The sequence below is a fragment of the Paenibacillus gyeongsangnamensis genome (genome assembly GCF_027533625.1).
Lineage (GTDB): Bacteria > Bacillota > Bacilli > Paenibacillales > NBRC-103111 > Paenibacillus_G > Paenibacillus_G gyeongsangnamensis.
Genome location: NZ_JAQAGZ010000014.1, coordinates 42,525 through 59,387, shown reverse-complemented (window position 1 = coordinate 59,387; position 16,863 = coordinate 42,525). Strand labels below are relative to the sequence as shown.

The 16,863-nt window shown below is 51.0% G+C and carries 13 protein-coding genes; all 13 read right to left on the bottom strand.

The window, feature by feature from the left end; translation table 11 throughout:
* Nucleotides 1-40: 40 nt before the first annotated feature.
* The gene (locus tag O9H85_RS21040; protein WP_269883386.1) at nt 41-3,877 is read right to left on the bottom strand and encodes an S-layer homology domain-containing protein; all 3,837 of its coding nucleotides are present in this window, start codon (nt 3,875-3,877) and stop codon (nt 41-43) included.
* Between the two features lie 208 nt (nt 3,878-4,085).
* Nucleotides 4,086-5,423 carry an S-layer homology domain-containing protein gene (locus O9H85_RS21035; RefSeq protein ID WP_269883385.1) on the bottom strand — a complete coding sequence of 446 codons (1,338 nt, stop codon included), beginning with the start codon at nt 5,421-5,423 and terminating at the stop codon, nt 4,086-4,088.
* Between the two features lie 114 nt (nt 5,424-5,537).
* A complete protein-coding gene (locus tag O9H85_RS21030) occupies nt 5,538-6,656 on the bottom strand; it encodes an MraY family glycosyltransferase (RefSeq protein WP_269883384.1) in 1,119 nt (372 codons plus the stop codon).
* 118 nt (nt 6,657-6,774) lie between these two features.
* On the bottom strand, nt 6,775-7,485 hold the full coding sequence (locus tag O9H85_RS21025; protein ID WP_269883511.1) for a WecB/TagA/CpsF family glycosyltransferase: 711 nt from the start codon (nt 7,483-7,485) through the stop codon (nt 6,775-6,777).
* A gap of 41 nt (nt 7,486-7,526) precedes the next feature.
* The gene (gene csaB / locus O9H85_RS21020; RefSeq protein ID WP_269883383.1) at nt 7,527-8,651 is read right to left on the bottom strand and encodes a polysaccharide pyruvyl transferase CsaB; all 1,125 of its coding nucleotides are present in this window, start codon (nt 8,649-8,651) and stop codon (nt 7,527-7,529) included.
* Nucleotides 8,627-10,687: a DUF5693 family protein gene (locus O9H85_RS21015; RefSeq protein WP_269883382.1), complete on the bottom strand. Its 2,061-nt coding sequence runs from the start codon at nt 10,685-10,687 to the stop codon at nt 8,627-8,629. The genes csaB and O9H85_RS21015 overlap by 25 nt, the downstream gene beginning before the upstream one ends.
* A 19-nt stretch (nt 10,688-10,706) precedes the next feature.
* On the bottom strand, nt 10,707-12,416 hold the full coding sequence (locus O9H85_RS21010; protein ID WP_269883381.1) for a phospho-sugar mutase: 1,710 nt from the start codon (nt 12,414-12,416) through the stop codon (nt 10,707-10,709).
* A 61-nt stretch (nt 12,417-12,477) separates the two neighbouring features.
* Nucleotides 12,478-12,915, bottom strand: a complete 438-nt coding sequence (gene fabZ / locus O9H85_RS21005; protein WP_269883380.1) for a 3-hydroxyacyl-ACP dehydratase FabZ — start codon at nt 12,913-12,915, stop codon at nt 12,478-12,480.
* 205 nt (nt 12,916-13,120) lie between these two features.
* Nucleotides 13,121-13,645 (bottom strand): CDP-alcohol phosphatidyltransferase family protein, encoded by a 525-nt coding sequence (locus O9H85_RS21000; RefSeq protein WP_269883379.1) that lies wholly within the window; start codon nt 13,643-13,645, stop codon nt 13,121-13,123.
* Nucleotides 13,646-13,773: 128 nt separating this feature from the next.
* Nucleotides 13,774-13,992, bottom strand: a complete 219-nt coding sequence (locus O9H85_RS20995; RefSeq protein WP_269883378.1) for a DNA-directed RNA polymerase subunit beta — start codon at nt 13,990-13,992, stop codon at nt 13,774-13,776.
* Nucleotides 13,993-14,020: 28 nt separating this feature from the next.
* Nucleotides 14,021-14,872 (bottom strand): flagellar hook-basal body protein, encoded by an 852-nt coding sequence (locus O9H85_RS20990; RefSeq protein ID WP_269883377.1) that lies wholly within the window; start codon nt 14,870-14,872, stop codon nt 14,021-14,023.
* 62 nt (nt 14,873-14,934) lie between these two features.
* A complete protein-coding gene (locus O9H85_RS20985) occupies nt 14,935-15,831 on the bottom strand; it encodes a flagellar hook-basal body protein (protein ID WP_269883376.1) in 897 nt (298 codons plus the stop codon).
* A 15-nt stretch (nt 15,832-15,846) separates the two neighbouring features.
* Nucleotides 15,847-16,845, bottom strand: coding sequence for a rod shape-determining protein (mreB, locus tag O9H85_RS20980; RefSeq protein ID WP_269883375.1), 999 nt, complete (start codon nt 16,843-16,845; stop codon nt 15,847-15,849).
* Nucleotides 16,846-16,863 lie beyond the last annotated feature (18 nt).

Sequence of the window (16,863 nt, the reverse complement as noted above, 5' to 3'; positions counted from 1 at the left end):
AGCCAGAATGGGAAGAAAGATCCCATTCTGGCTTGTGGTTTTAAGAAAGGTTCGTCGGAAGAGCTTTAAGGTATTTCTGAAGCAGCCGAACGGCTACTTGCGCTGCTTCCGCGCGAGTCATATTCGACGTCGGATTGAAATTAATCAGCGGCTTGGCCTTCGTGGGAATCGCAGATTGTACGGGACTGCCCACCATAATGCCACTGGAATTCAAGGCATCTACCGCCGGGCGAGCATAATAGTTGATTGTACCGCTATCCGCAAACGCCTTATCCAGCTTTGCCTGCAGCTTCGAATCGTTTACAGCCAATTTCAAACTCAGAGCGCGGGCAATCATAACCGACGCATCTTGCCTGGTCACCGCTTTATCCGGGGCAAAAATCAAATTGCTTAAGCCCTGAACTATTCCCGCTCGAGCCGCCGTTTCAATCTCGTCGTAGCTCCAGGTTGCCGACTGACTTCCGGGAACGATATCGATGAACGTATTGTTATTATCGGAATTCATTCTCAGACCAAGAGAACGAACCAGCAGAGCAGCGAATTCCCCTCTGGTTACATAGTCCGATGCACCGAATTGATCGCTGTAAATGGCAGGCATATATCCTTTTGCAAATAACGATTGCAGGATATCACGGGCCCAATCATGGTTGGTGATATCATCGTAACTGTACCTTAGCTTCTCTACCACATAATATCCAAACTTATCGAACGGAACGGTAACGGTTTTATTAGCCGAATCGACGGTTCCTCCAATGTTTCTCCAAATGCCGTCGTTGCCTAAATAAAATACGGCGATTTCGGACCCGACTTGGTTAACCACGTCATCATTATACTTCAGGGTTAGTGTACCCCGTTCACTCGGAACAACTTCTCTTCTTTGATCATAATGTGTAAAAGTTCCTTGTACCGAATATGGGGCTAAGCCGCCGGTTGCCACTTGATAATCGCTTGCGCCTACTTTAGAAAGCTCCCCCATACCGGCAGATACCCAATAATATGAGGAAACCCTTGTAAAATGATTACGGCCGAGCTGTTTAGAAAACTGTGTAGCTAAAGTCGCATCGATCGGAATCACCGTTTGTGATCCGCTATTCGGTTTGGTGGTTCTAAAGTCGATATCTGTCCCTAGAATTTGTCCATAATCATTGACAAGTTCCGTATTTCCGTTATTGGGATCGGCAATCCCAAACAATAAATTCGGTTGTGGCTGGATCTTCCCGTCGATTGTTCTGCGCAATACCGTATTTTTGGGGAAAGTCATTTGAAGCTGTTTATTAAAAACGCTATGCTTTGAGCTCATTTGCTCCATATACATGGAGCCGACATCCGGATCCGTGACATATTTTACAACAACGCTAGCCTTTACATCTCCGCCTGACTTTTTAATAACCAAACTAATCGTGTTATCTGTGTCTCCCTTTAAGCCCGTTAATGTATACATATAACGGTTTGGAATATCCGTCCTAGGTGTCGCGGAATTTCCGTTAATCTGTACATCCGTAGCTCCGACAGCCTCAACGTCGAACAAAACAAAGTTTTTGTTCACGACGATTTTGTTCCCCGTATTCGGAACTGGGGAAAGAATTCGATATGGGATATTCTCGCTGTGAACCTCCAGGGTTTGAGTTACTTTGGCTCCGTTATTATTGTCGAACTCAATTGTATAGACATGTGTACCGACCGGTATGAGAACATCATTTAGCCTTAGCTTGAAACTGCTTCGGTTCCCCGTAAAATCGGAGGATGAATACGATGCGTTCGGAGACGGCATTACGAAGTTTCCGGGATTCACCGAGTATAGGGTATTTGCCCCTTCTTTAATTGTAACCAAATCCGCTCCGGAGCCTTGTACATAGATGTCAAACTTAGACAGCGTTGTAGAATAATAGGTTCCGTTCTTTTGCAGTTCAGGTGACGGCGGCAAATAATTTGCCGGATTAGGATCACTTAAAGAACCTCTGGGCGTCGACGGAGGCGTTAACGGACGCACATCGATAATGTTAGGAGCATTGCTGTCTACAATATAAAATTTGACTGTTTTATTATAGTGTCTTAATATGCCTGCCGGTGTATTTCCATCGGTATAATCAACCGCGATTGTGATGGTATTCTCTCCGATAAATAGCGGTCCCGTATTACCGATCGCCAGGTTAATCGGACCAAAGACATAATCTTCCGTATTGGGAACGGCTGTCGGATTTAGGATGCTGGTTTTATCCGCATTGTTTATAAGCAGCTGCGTTCCTTGCATCCGATTGCCAAAACCGATCATTCTCCCTTGCAGCGGAATCGATTGCGGTACGGAAGAGTCGATCGTAAACACTTGACCGTTATACAGGTTTTGCAAATCAATGTAGTTTTTAGACGCGTAGCTTACTTTTGCGTTATAAGGAACCCCATTGTTTATCGCGAACACAAGCGATTGCGAACCTGTCGGCAGGCCGGATACCTTAAATACTTGACCTTTGTTGACCGTACCGGACGAGGTTACCCCAACGGAAGAAATGGTAAGATTGGCATTGCCAAGAGGCTGCAGTGCAATGGAAACCGTATCTCCAGGCAGAGTTAAAGGCTGAGAGGTATCCAATAAAACATAAAAATCGGGACTTGTTACTTGCGAGCCGTCCAAAGGAGTTGCGATTGTATTATCATTTACGGCCGACGAACCGTCATAGTTCGGCAGGAGCTTGATGTTATTAATTATTTTTTGACCAGCTGCGAGATTGAAACTAAATGTTCCGCTAATCAGAATTGGCGTCGGATTGCCTGAGGCCGTATAGGTGATTCCGATATTTACCGGTTGGTTCGGAAGCAAGTTGTTAGAGGCGTCCGTTTGCAGGCTAAATGGTGTCGTGGTCAAGCTCACCAATTTATATGCAGGTGCGCCGTATGTATTCGTAATTACGGTTTCATTCGCAGCTCCTGAACCTGCTATGGTTACATTAGGAGTCGAGGAATTCACCGTGATTTGGGTACTGGCATTATTAATAACCGTATTATAATAAGGGACCAAAAAAGTTAAAGCCAATGTTCCTTTGTTTCCTGTACTCGTGAATGTAGGCGTAACCCCAAGCACGCTATGCGTTTCAGGACTCGAAGAAGGGACGGTATCCTGCGTTACATCAACTTGGGTAAAGGGACTGCTGCTGCTGTAATAATAAACCTGACGTTTTACAGTAATGGAATCCGTATCGTTGGACAACGTAATGTCAAATTTATTGAGCCCCGGCTGAAGGGTAGCTGCCGGCGCATAGAACAAACCGTTGCTCAGAACGGATGCTTTTTGTCCGTTAACCGTAATGCTCGTAGCGTTCGTAGAATTCCCCTGGATGTAAGCTGTACTGGAGTTTAATACGAGGCTTGCACTTTCATTCAGGTCATAGAACTGCCCGCCGGAACTAATTTGAAGTGAATTTATGATCGGTGCCGAGTCATAAAGCACATAGAAAACATCCGTTTTTACAGACGAACCCTGTGTACCTGTAAAAGTAAGACGGTTAAAGCCCTGAAATAATTGAACCCCAGTAATCTGAAAACGATTTCCAGTAGTGCCGACGTTCAAATTTGCGGTTTTTCCTGTTTGGGCTTGCCAGGTTCCACCGCTTTGGACAATTTGGTCTACCGTCAGGGTGATTGTGCTGGGAGTTACCTGCTGATAGGAACCGGAGATATCCATGAGGTTAGAGTTGGATATTCTGGCGATGTTCCTGTCTAAATTAGCCGGATTGGATAAATCCAAATTCGCCGTACTTGCCAATTTGCCGTCATCCGGTATGAAGAAAGTCGCCGTGTTCGCATGAACAGCCGGCAAAGGGACAATAGAGAAAATAAGTGCGAATAACATAATGTAACTGATTATTTTCTTGATAGTTGTCAACCTGATCACTCCCATATCTATAATTCTAATATTCTGCATCCGAGAAGGGACAAGGGATACTTGTTAAAACATAGCTCTAACTCGTTATAACGAACAACTGTCCGGACTGATCCTTTTTACAGAAAGAAATAAATCACCGCCTTCGCAGAATCAAATGACGGGCCAATTAATTAATCCGATCCATGCTCGAAAAATTCTTGTCCTTTTATTAAGGAGCATCATTACTTAATTTCACGGTAAGCGTTGCATTCCCGGTACGTTTCGTCGGGCTTTCGATTCGAACCTGTGAATTCAAACCGACAGTTTTGACCCCATCCACTAAAATGGTCTTTGGGAAGTCCTCCTGCTTGATTAGTATCACGCTGCCATCCAAGCTTATCTTCAGGTCAACTTTATCCTGAGATTTCAAATCAAGAGTTAGGTATTTATAGCCCGAGGGCATAACAGCCGTCTCGATTTCACCGTTCTGGCCTATATTTTTGGTCAATGTCCCTTGGTTTCCCGAACCTAGGAGTTTGAAATAATCCGTTATTCTAACGTTAGAGGGATTTGTTGTTGAGCCGGTTCCTCCTCCATAAGCCGACCCGGTCGGATAAGAAGCTCCCCCCCTTTGTCCGGTCCCTGCTCCCGATGGATCCGCCGCAGCGGAATCATCCAGTTTTTTTGTGGAATAATCAAACAACCAATTATTTTTGAACAAATAATTATAAACTCGGTTCAGAATGGTTACGGCTTCCACCCGAGTCACCTTGTCCAATGGTCGGAAATATCCTTCGCTTGTAGCGGTCATTATGCCGGAGGCTTGCAGACTCGTGAGAGCATTCGCCAAATCGTTCGAATAGTTCTCACTGCCGAAGCTGCAATCGCTCCCGTTGGAACCCATAAACAAGAGAGGCACAACGTCAGTATTAACCGTTGCAACGGTCAGTAGTGTTTGCATACGATCTTGTGCTTGAGCCGCTTTATCGTAGTCTGCCGGTTCTTTATAAAAACGATAAGGAATATCCCTAAACTCCGAAACGACGGAACATGCATCGTTTGGTTTGATTCTCCGGTCTATCATTCGAGTATCAAAGAAGGAGGACAACAAACTGGCTAACTGCAACCGGTTTAATTGCATATCCGGTCCAAAAATCAATTGACCGAAGGAATTGGTGCCATAGGTTCCCCATTTCAAATCCCTCGTAAACACGTCCATTACCGGGCGATAAGCCCAATGCTGAGGTGACATGTCCGCATAAGCATCGATTTTATTTAAGCCGCTCGCATACAGATTCGGCCTATATTTATCGAACAAGCGATATATCATGGCGGTCCACTCGGCCTTACTTATAGGTTGACCGGGATGAAAGGTTCCGTCTGGATAACCGGTCAGCACCTGATTTCTAGCCATCGTATTAATGGAATCCACAGCCCAAGCTTCGCGGACCTTATCCACATCGCTAAAGACAGGACCTGCTTCTACAGGCTTCGCAGGCAGCAGAAAAGTGAAAATCAGTAATAGGACGAGCCCCAAGCTCAACTTACTGTTCGTTTCATTTTTCATAGGCAAACCTCCAGTTCTATGTTCTTATATCGGCTTCCGACTTCGAAAATTTAACGTTGCAAGAAAAAAAATCCCGCGCCTAACGGCATGGGATCATTGTTATGCATTTCATTATTATTTGGTCATCCGAGACCGGGCGCTCAGCTGCATCGTTTTGGCCCTGATTTTGTTGAGAAACTGCAGCACGGGCTTCTTGGTCTTGCTGATAATCCCGATGACCTCGGCTCCGAGCACTAGAATACAGAGCAGGATCACGATCAATAGCACTGCGCCCCATAAGGCTTCTTGCTCGGAGATATAGGATAGCAGCACCGCGGAGGTTCCGAAGACAAAGGCAATTCCATATATAATCAGTACCGTTGTCCGGTGACTGAAGCCCATCTGAAGCAGACAATGGTGAAGGTGATTCTTATCGGCCACCGAGATCGGCTTCTTGTTCACCCAGCGGCGTATGATAGCAAAGAAGGTGTCGGAAAGCGGGACCCCAAGAATCATGATAGGAACGAGCAGAGAAACGACAGTAGCCTGCTTGAAGCCGAGTACCGAAAGGGTCGCCAGACTAAAGCCTAGGAATAGTGCGCCGGAATCGCCCATAAAGATTTTGGCGGGGTGAAAATTATAGAAGAGAAACCCGGCAATACTGCCTAGCAGCACAACGCACAGCAGGATGACCGTCGTATTTCCCATCATTAAGGCCAGTACCAGAATCGTGCAAGTTGCAATACCGGAAACGCCCGCCGATAAGCCATCGAGGCCGTCGATCAGGTTGATCGCGTTGGTCACGCCGACAATCCAAAATATAGTTAAAGGGTAGGCCACCCAAGTCAGCGAAATCGTCGTATCGCCGAACGGTACATTGACCAGATCGATGACTACGCCGGAGTAAACGACGACGCTCGCAGCAAGCACTTGTCCCAGCAGCTTCAGCTTAGGCGAGAGATCGAACCGGTCATCGAGCGCACCGACCAGCACAACGATCGAACCGCCTACGAGGAGGCCGAACACCACATCCGCCTTGAGCGTATCAATAGCAGGGGAGACCATGAAATAAGCACCGATAAATGCGATGTAAATCGCCAATCCGCCCAGACGAGGCATGATTCGGCTATGTACCTTGCGGTGATTGGGCGCATCGACCGCTCCGACCTTAAACGCAAAGCTCTTTACAAGCGGCGTCATCAGCAGCGCGATCAACAATGCAGCGGCAAAGCCGATTCCGTATAATAAGTTCATCTGTTCATTCACAGCCCCTTTTTCTCTATGAAAAACCCCAAACACTTCAAATTATACTCTCTTGTTCAAGGAAAAACCATTGCCAATTTGAGCAATTTGGGCGTTTTTCAGCTGATATTCATACGTCTGATGAAGGTTTCTGTACATTCTCTTTTTCACGGATGACTTTCAACGCGAATTTTGGCAATGCCAGCATTCTCTTATACCGCCACGGCTCCTGAAGAAGCCGGTAAAACCATTCCACCCGAAGCTTCTGAAACAGCAGCGGAGCGCGCTTCAGCTTCCCTGACAGCACATCGAAGCTGCCTCCGACGCCCATCATGACAGGGATGCCGAGCCGCTGCTTATACTTAGCGATCCAAGGCTCTTGGGTAGCCGCCGCGCGGCCCACCAGCAGAATATCCGGATTCGCTTCGCGGATTTGCCGGATGACGTCATCGTCCTCTTTTTCACCGAAAAAACCGTTTCTGAATCCGACCAATTGCAGCTGAGGGTACAACGCCTTCAATTTGTCCGCAGCAGCTTCTATCACTTCAGACGACGCGCCTACGAGGTACACTCTCCAGCCCCGGGATTCACCCACCCGCATCAGCTCATGGATCAAGTCGTAGCCGGGAACGCGTTCCGCTACCGGATTCCCTACGTAATCGGCCGCCCAGACGACGCCCGTACCGTCAGGTACGATCAGCTCCGCCTCCCTCATCATGCGCATGTACTGTGGATCTTCGAGCGCCGCCATAACCATAATCGGATTGGCCGTAATAATTTGGTGCGGCTTGCGGGACTCGATGATTCGGGCCAGATACGTCACCGTTTCCTTCATGCTCATTTGGGAGATCGGAACCCCGAATATGGATACTTTGGAGAAATTCAACGCATTCCCCGCCCTTTAGTATAAAATGAAGCGATTTGCTCCGCGGGCCTTTGGGCCTCGTTCTTCAGCCGCTCAATCGCCGGCTGTTTGTCCAGCTTCCATTGCTCGTATCCGGTCAGCAAACGGCCGGCCTCCCGGACCAATTCCGATGCCGCCGGCTGCTTCGTATTCATGACCGCATTCATGTCCAACCGCTTCAGGAACTGGTCGATCTTCGGATCGTAAGAAATACCCGCAACCGGCACCAGCTGATTGGCCCCATAGATCAATGAATGGAGCCGCATCCCGATCAGCAGCCGGCAGGAGGCTACTTCTTTCAGCATATCCTGGGGATGGGTAATATCGCTTGTGATCGAGAGCCGATGCTTGTAGATTTCCCTCAGCCGTTCCATCACATACAGAGAAGCCTGCTCATCCGAAGGAAGATGGAAAGGAAGGAAACGGATGGTCGCCTCCGTCGTTTCGAGCAGCTGATGCAGCGCTTCGGCTACGGCATTTAAGTCGGAACGATCTTCATTCCAGAATCTGACCGATACGCCGATCACAGCATCAGTAGCTGCGTTGTTCGAGTGCGTCGGCTTCCCTTTGAGCGGCATGCCCATAACCGGATCGGGGACCACCTGAATTGCCGCTTTTGCTACGCCCATACGCTCCAGCAGCGCAGCGGATTCCGGATCCCGGACCGTAATGAGTTGGCAGCGCCGGAAGACTGATCGGATCCAGCCGAAGAAGGAAATACGATGAACGGGGCCAATTCCCTGCGAGTAAATAAACGTCGGTTTTCCCAGCCACTGCGCAAGGCGAATGACAGCCAAGTAATACGGAATGGTCTTCCAACCCGTCTCATCCTGCAGCAGGCTCCCGCCCCCGCTAATCAGCCCGTCCGCCTTCTTCAGCGCCTTCCACACCTCTTGCGGCCTCATTCGGTGAACCGATTCCACCCCATACACCTCGCGGGTCTCTGCCGGATTAACGGACAAAACGACAGGGACGAACTGCACGCCCTGTCGTTCTCCTTGCTCCTGCAGCGCCAGCAGAATGGATTGCAATACGGCCTCATCGCCGCTGTTGCGAAAACCGTAGTAACCGGACAATACTATTCGTTTAACCGGGGTACCCAACGGCGCCAACTCCTTGAAACAATTTCCCATACTACAATCAATGCAATGCCGATCAAAGTGCCGAATCCTAGCCCGTATATGATCCGGATGAGCGAGATCTTAAGCGGCGTATGCAAATGCGCGAACGTATCGACGATCGAAGCTTGTCCGATAACACCGACCAGAATAAACAACAGCGCGCTTCGGTAACGGTAGCTTAAGTACGCCCCCAGCAGGAACAAAGGATGCGCGATCAGGAACTCCTTGGTGCGCGGACGGACTCCCAGCGTATTCTCCAGGAAAGAACGGAACAGCTTCTCGACAGCGCTCGTTTGTCCCTCATTGCCTGTTCTTGAGATGTAGTAATATCCAACGGCGGCAATGACAACGACCGTGACCACCCATAGGATGGTGATATTCGCACGCAGGAATCCATTGATACGCAATAGCTTCTCACGGTAAGTCGTATTGTCGCTAAACAGCAGCCAATACACAGCGGCGAGCGCGATCGGCGCCGCGTGAAGGACGCTGACACCCCGGAACTGATCGAGCACCAGCGAATAAGTGATGTGGTTGAGCAGCCCTACGATGAACAGAACCCCGATCAGCGAGATCAGCGAAGTTCGAAGCAGGAGCAGAATCGCAAATACGAGCCTTGACCCTTGGGTCTCCTTCAGCTTGCTCCTTGCAGCACGAATGGCGTACATGATGGCCAAGGTCGGGGAGCTCGTCCCCGCACCCAATGCCAGAACTTGCGCAAAGGTGTTGGCGTTCTTTAAATATAACAAGCCGGTTCCGAGAAGCAATACGACAAAGACCAGCAGTGTAATTTCCGGGAAGAAGTACGATACAGTCAGCGCGATTAAAGCCGCCGCTCCGAGCCATATCAGTCCTTTGGCAATCGGCTGCCAGCCCGAGTGCACCGGAACGAAGCTGGTCGCCGGCCCGAGCTGGTACCCGGCCTTCTGGATGCGCGGAAGCGCGCCGTCAGGTCCTTTGAGCGTTAAATAGATCGAATCCAGCGGGTTCACGATCTTCCCTTTATCCGTGCTTCGGACCGCCTTGGCATGCAGGAAAATCATCCGGATATTGCGGTCCTTCACGGCCAGAACGAACCGGTCCGCATAAGCTTGGATGCGGTCGTTCAGCTCCTGCTCCGTTACGTTCTCCGTCAGCTTCTGGGTGTCGGATTCGGTTAACGGATGAAGGCGGACGACATTATAATTTATATCTTTGGCTACGCGGGCAAATCCGCGCTGAGGCACTTTCTGATATAGCGCCTCCGTAGACGCCAGACCGATTTGATGCTTCTTGAGCAGCTCGCCCATGATGTCCAAATTATGCATGTTCTTGTCGCTGATAAAGCCGGGTACCGTTTCTCCGTCGACGATCATTCGTTTCACGCCGAGCTTTTGAAGCTCGCCGAGCAGCGTATCCATCTGGGCTTCGTCGAACGGCCGGCGGTTGGACATCCGCACCACGATGTTGTAGCCTTTTTCTTTCAGCAGCTGCAGCGTAATCGGATCCGGATCCATCGTCTTCAGCATGGCATCGTCCATCGACATCTCGATGATCATGCCCGGCTGGTTCTTGTAGCTCCAGGGCCGGGTCTTCACGTTTAAGGCGGCAAACGTATTCTGGATCATCGGCCGAAGCTTCTGCTCCGAATCTTTCTCCGCAAACAGCAGGTATGTGAAATTCTCGTTCGGCGAGATCGGCGTTTGCGTCAGTGACGATGCTTCATGGGAGGTAAACAGCTCGATCCGCCGGCTTTGCTTGAGTTCGTTCAAGGTGGCCTCATAGACGGCCATGGACTGGACCCCGTGCTGCTTCAGCTGGTCCAGCTGGTCCAATACAAACTTTCGGGGATCGGTCTGCGTATCCGAAATGTCCAGCAGGTTCCGGTAATCGAAAACAATTTCCACCTTCCGACCCGTATTCTGCTCGGTTACATGCCGCTCATAGGCGACGGGAATGGCAGCCAGTATCCCCAAGATAACCAGCCACCACAGCCATTTCAACGTCTTTTGGTTCCAGATCACGTACCGTCCTCTCAACTTCTGTCAGCTCCCCAGGTTAGTTGTGTTGATCGACTCTGGTCATGACACTTTGCACGAGTCGATCGATCGCAGACGCGGCTCCTGTTGCGGAGCTGCCTCGGACAGCAAAGTACACTTTAATTTTGGGCTCGGTGCCCGATGGGCGGAGGCAGAACCAGGAATCGTCCTCCAGCGTATATTTCAGCACATTCTCTACAGGCAAGCCGTAAAGCCCCTGAGTAAAATCTTCCACTTTCGCAACCTTCAGCCCGTTCAATTCGGCGGGAGGCGCCCCGCGCCAATCTTCCATGATGGCGCCGATCTTCTCAACTCCGTCCTTGCCCTTGAGCGTACGGGACTCGAGCTTCTCGAGGAAGTAACCGTGACGCTCGTACAGCTCTTGCAGCACATCGTACAACGTTTTGCCCTTGCTCTTGTAATACGCGGCCGCTTCGCAGATCAGCATGGAGGCGACGACCGCATCCTTATCCCGGGCGTAATTGCCCGCAAGATATCCATAGCTTTCCTCGTACCCGAACAAATATGTCGCTTCACCGGTTCGGTCGAACAGGGTCATCTTTTCGCCGATATATTTAAATCCGGTCAGCGTATTCAGCACCTTCGCTCCATAATGCTCTGCGATGACCGCGCCCATCTCGCTGGTTACGATCGTCTTGATCACTACGCCGTTGTCCGGCAGCTCCCCGCGGTCACGCAGGTTGCCGAGCAAATAATCGACCATGATGGCTCCCGATTGGTTGCCTGTCAGAACAAAATATTCTCCGTCCGGATCCTTCACCACCGCACCCATCCGGTCGCAATCCGGGTCCGTCCCGATGATGATGTCCGCATCCCAAGCCTTCGCATCGCGAATGGCCAGCGCGAAAGCATCCTTCTCCTCCGGATTCGGCGATTTCACCGTGGAGAACCGGGCATCCGGCTGCTCCTGCTCCGCAACCACTTTCACCTGTTCAAAGCCGATGGCGCCCAGCGCCGCCCGAACGGACAAGTTTCCGGCACCATGCAGCGGAGTATATACGATTTTGAAGTCATCGCTTGTCCTCCGGACTAGCTCGGCGTTCAAGCTGACGGACGTAACGGCCTTGAGGAATGCGGCATCGACGTCTTTGCCGATCCATTCCAGAAGCCCCTTCGCTTCGGCATCAGCCCGAGACAACCGCTTCACGTCTGCAAAGGATTGCACCCCGCGGATCTCTGCGATAACCTGCTCGGCCTGATCCGGCACCAATTGTCCTCCATCGCTGCCGTATACCTTGTATCCGTTATATTCCGGAGGATTGTGGCTGGCCGTTACGACAACACCTGCATCGGCTTTCAAATACCTAACGGCAAAAGAAAGCTCCGGCGTAGGGCGCAGCGATTCGAATACGTAAGCCTTGATGCCGTTGCCTGCCAGCACTTTGGCCGTTTCGAGCGCAAATTCAGGCGATTGGTTGCGGGAATCATAGGCGATGACGGCGGCCAATTCGGACTGGCCGGAGCTCAGCAGAAACTGGGCAAGCCCTTGAGTCGCGCGGGCAACCGTATAGGCATTGATCCGGTTCGTCCCCGCTCCGATCACGCCGCGGAGACCGCCGGTTCCAAACTCCAGATCGCGGTAGAAGCGGTCTTCCACTTCCTTTGGATCGCCGGCAATGCCGCGAAGCTCCGCTTTTGTCGCTTCGTCAATCGCCGGATCGTTCACCCAAAGCTCATACTGTTCCTGTACTCGAGTTTGAATCGTCATGTTTTTCCCATCTCCTCTACCTGATCTTAGTCATGTATGTAATGGTTTCGAAGTCACAAGGTTAATTACGTGCCGCATCGGACAATGCGAACATCAGCTCTCCCTCGGCAACCACTTTGTCGCCGACCTTGGCGACGGCTTGCCCCTTGCCGATGCTTCCCTTCAGTCTTGTAATGATCACTTCGAGAATCAGCGTATCTCCAGGCACGACCTGGCCCCGGAATCGGAACTTATCGATACCGGCAAAGAAGCCGAGCTTCCCTTTGTTCGCTTCGACAAGAAGCATAGCAACGCAGCCTACTTGAGCCAAGGCCTCGACGATCAGCACGCCGGGCATCACCGGATATCCCGGAAAGTGACCTGTGAAGAAATCTTCATTCGCCGTCACATTCTTCAGTCCAACCGCCCTTACGCCGGCTTCTACCTCCAGAATGCGATCAATCAGCAGAAACGGATGGCGGTGTGGAATAATCTCTTGAATTTGTACAACGTCCAGCATGGTGGAGCTCCTTCCATTGAAGTGTGAATATTTGATTCCTGCCCGGCTGAAAAAAATATTCAGTCCGATGTAATAAATGAAGAAGGTTCAACTTACACTAACATCTGTCCCTTCATGATCTGCAGCAGTGAAGGTTGATATAAGGGAGCTTATGCTGGGTCCGGTGCCTGTGAAAGCAGGTTGCGGGCTTAGTCATAGGCTCTTTTTATTCGGAGTTCGCCCCCCGCCTATTCAACAGAATAAACTGAAGAATATAAATAACGGAGGTCATGAAAGAAACGATGATCACAAACCAGAGGTAGGCATAAGCATACGGCAATTGGAAAATGATAAGCAGGATCGCAACATAATACAAAACGGTCGTGAGCTTCCCGAGGGCATTGGCAGGCACGGTCCGCTTCCCTTGAAAGTGAAAGACCGCCGAGCCGACAATCATCCCCGCGTCCCGTATAAACATGGCGACGGCCGCTTGCCAGGATATCATATGGGAGAATACAAGAGACAGGATGACCGCAATCATCATGGTTTTGTCCGCCAGCGGATCCAGCATGCTGCCAAGCTGCGTCACGAGCTTCCGCTTCCTGGCTATATACCCGTCGAGCACGTCGGTCAACCCCGCCGCGAGCAGAACAAAAAATGCGCTCTTCATATGACCGGCCTCGAACACCGTCAAATAGACGGGGATTAGAATGAAACGGCACAAGGTCAGTACATTCGGCACATTCCACATGACTTACGTTTTCCCCCTCTTTTCAGCCGTGTCATGTTTGCGCTTGGTTCTCTCTTTATAACCGATCCCATCCATACATTATACCTTGCTTGCGGCAAAAAATAAAACTCCCCGGAGGGGAGTCGGTTTTAGGTATCGCTAAAAATCAAATCATATACATGACGCCAGGTTGCCGCTTGGAACACATCCGATAAGCTTTGCTTGCCGATATAGACGTAGCCTAAGGCCAGCCCTGCGAATAACGCCAAGACGCACGCCACAGGAATCCATGTCCATCGGATGATGCCGAGGAGAATGACTTTCCACCGCGGGCGCAGCTTCGGCGTTTTCTTGGGGGTATCGCTCACGCTATCTACCTCACTTTACGCTCGGCCGTTACACACGCAAGGTATTGGCCAGATTCATCATCTGATCCGAAGAAGTGATCGCTCTGGAATTCAGCTGAAAAGCCCGCTGTACCGTCATCATCTCGGTCATTTCATCGGTCAGATTCACATTGGACTGCTCCAAAAACCCTTGCCGTACGGTAATCGGATCGACATTATTGTTTGCCGCCGTTACGGTCTGAAGAATTTCGCCAAGCTGCTGCTGCGTGATATTGCCCGGCAGGGCGTACAAATTATCGCCAAGCTGCTGCAGCAGCTGCGGACGAATGACGCGGACGAGCTTGATTTGCCCTGCAATCACCGGAGGCGCATTCGTATCCGCATCGTCGGAAGCCATAATCGTTCCGTTGGGCTGGATTTTGACCGTATGGTTCTTCGGGATGCGAATCGGCTTGTCATCTGTTCCCATCACGAACTGCCCGTCTTTCGTCGTCAGCACCATCGAGCCCGGATCCTGCGGATCCATCGAAGGGGAGATTTGGAACGCCCCGTTACGGGTCCAGCGAATCTCGCCTTGCGCACTGCTGATCTCGAACAGCCCATTGCCTTCTACCGCCATATCCAGCGGGTTTTCCGTCGCTTGAAGCGAGCCTTGAGCCATATTGATCAGGGCTTGCACCATCTTGGCGCCCCAGCCCTGATTATACCCGAGCGGCGTCAGCCGGCCTTCCTTTTGGAACCCTTGCGGCTGTGCCTTGAGGCTCGTCAGCACATCCTGAAAGGAAGCCTCCTTGCGTTTATAGCCGGTTGTATTGACGTTCGCGATATTATTGGCCACGAGGTCGAGCTTTTGCTGCAGCGCATGCATCGAGACCGACGAATTGATCATGGAATTGTTCATGCAGACGGTTCCTCCCGTATCCTATAGGGCTGCCTTCGGATTGCCATGGTGCGGACAATAAATCAGACGCGGCCGATTTCGTTGACCGCCTTCTCCATACTCTTATCGTAAAATTGAATGACCTTCTGATTGGCCTCATAAGCCCGGAGCGCCGACATCATATCGACCATGGATTGCCCGGAATCGACGTTGGAGCGCTCGATGGAGCCTTGACGCACTTCCACCTTCTCCGTAGTAACCGGACGGACCAGGGCAGCTTGTCCCGCATCCAGCCGGTACAACCCGTTCCCTTCGCGAACGAGCTGATTCGGATCATCCACGCGGGAAATCATCAATTTCATAGGCTGTCCGCTGATCCCTTGCAGCGGCTGGCCGTCGGCATTCGTAAACAAGCCTTCTTTCGTAATACGGAAGTTCGAAATCGGCGTCCGCGTCGCCGGCTCAAGAAGAGTGATCGGCTGACCGTCTCCGCCGACGACCTGATGGCCTTCCGAGTCGATTAACTGGCCACCGGCATCCACTGAAAATTTTCCGTTAAGCGTATAACGCTCTTCACCGTTCGCATTGCGGACCGTAAAGAAGGCCTGCGGCTGAATCGTCCGCTGTCCGTTTGCATCAACATATTTGCCCGAGGCGTCGAACTGCGCCCCCGGCACTTGAATATCGGAAATCAAGGCGAAGTCAAAAGGATTGTTCGTCTCTTGAATGTCTCCTTGCGCATGAAGCGACACGTTTTCTTCCGCCATAACTCCTGTATTGATACGTCCAACGTTAACGGCTCCGGGCTCGTCCTTCCCGCTCCTGATCCGAGAGATCAGAACTTCCGGGAAGGAACGGTTGATGCCGTTGCCGCCCTTGAAGCCGGGGGTGTTGATGTTGGCGATATTGTTGGTCACGATGTCATGCTTCCGTTGCTGTGCAATCATGCCGGAAGCGGCGGTATACAGGCCTCTTAGCATTGGACGAATGCCCTCCTAGAATTTGCGTTTCGAGACTTTATCCAAATTGTCCAGCATGATGCCGGTACCTCTAACTACACAGCTCATCGGATTTTCCGCAATCAATACGGGAACCTTGAGCTCGTCCGCCAGCAATTGATCAATGCCGTGCAGGAGCGCTCCGCCTCCGGTCAGGATCACCCCGCGGTCGATGATATCGGCCGAAAGCTCCGGCGGCGTCCGTTCGAGTACCGATTTCGCCGCAGCGACAATGGAAGATACAGGCTCCGATAGCGCCTCTTGAATCTCCTGCGAGTTGACCGTAATCGTAAGAGGCAATCCGCTGACCATATCACGCCCCCGAATGTCCATCTTCTCTTGTTTGCCGTCCGGATGGACCGTTCCGATCTTGATCTTGATGTCCTCGCTTGTCCGTTCGCCGATCAGCAGCTTGTACTTGCTCTTAATGTATTTCATGATCGCGGAGTCGAACTTGTCCCCCGCAATTTTGATGGAAGAGGACGTAACGATGTCGCCCATCGACAGTACGGCCACATCCGTCGTTCCTCCGCCGATATCGACCACCATATTGCCGCTCGGCTGGAAAATATCCATGCCCGCTCCGATCGCAGCCGCCTTCGGCTCCTCTTCCAGGAACACTTCTCTGGCCCCGCTCTTCTCCGCCGCCTCGCGAATCGCCTTCTGTTCAACCGAAGTAATATTCGTAGGAGCGCAGATCAAAATCCGCGGGTGACTGTACCACTTGCGGCCTCCGACCTTATTTATGAAATACTTCAGCATCATCTCGGTTATCTCGAAATCGGCAATAACTCCGTCCCTCAGCGGCCGAATGGCGATAATATTGCCCGGTGTGCGCCCCACCATACGGAAAGCTTCTTCTCCGACGGCGAGAACCCGCTTCGTATCGCTCTCAATCGCAACGACAGACGGTTCATCCAGTACTACGCCTCGTCCCTTTACATGGATCAGGACGTTCGCAGTCCCCAGATCTATGCCAATATCCTTGCTTAACATCGAAATTGTTCCTCCCTA

What these genes read in the sequence shown, in the direction of transcription:
- O9H85_RS21025 (WP_269883511.1), bottom strand. Translation starts at nt 7,485, where the DNA reads ATGAGCATGAAGGAAACGGTGACGTATCTGGCCCGAATCATCGAGTCC.
- mreB (WP_269883375.1), bottom strand. Translation starts at nt 16,845, where the DNA reads ATGTTAAGCAAGGATATTGGCATAGATCTGGGGACTGCGAACGTCCTG.
- fabZ (WP_269883380.1), bottom strand. Translation starts at nt 12,915, where the DNA reads ATGCTGGACGTTGTACAAATTCAAGAGATTATTCCACACCGCCATCCG.
- O9H85_RS21030 (WP_269883384.1), bottom strand. Translation starts at nt 6,656, where the DNA reads ATGAACTTATTATACGGAATCGGCTTTGCCGCTGCATTGTTGATCGCG.
- O9H85_RS21035 (WP_269883385.1), bottom strand. Translation starts at nt 5,423, where the DNA reads ATGAAAAATGAAACGAACAGTAAGTTGAGCTTGGGGCTCGTCCTATTA.
- O9H85_RS20990 (WP_269883377.1), bottom strand. Translation starts at nt 14,872, where the DNA reads ATGAACAATTCCATGATCAATTCGTCGGTCTCGATGCATGCGCTGCAG.
- O9H85_RS21010 (WP_269883381.1), bottom strand. Translation starts at nt 12,416, where the DNA reads ATGACGATTCAAACTCGAGTACAGGAACAGTATGAGCTTTGGGTGAAC.
- O9H85_RS20985 (WP_269883376.1), bottom strand. Translation starts at nt 15,831, where the DNA reads ATGCTAAGAGGCCTGTATACCGCCGCTTCCGGCATGATTGCACAGCAA.
- O9H85_RS21000 (WP_269883379.1), bottom strand. Translation starts at nt 13,645, where the DNA reads ATGTGGAATGTGCCGAATGTACTGACCTTGTGCCGTTTCATTCTAATC.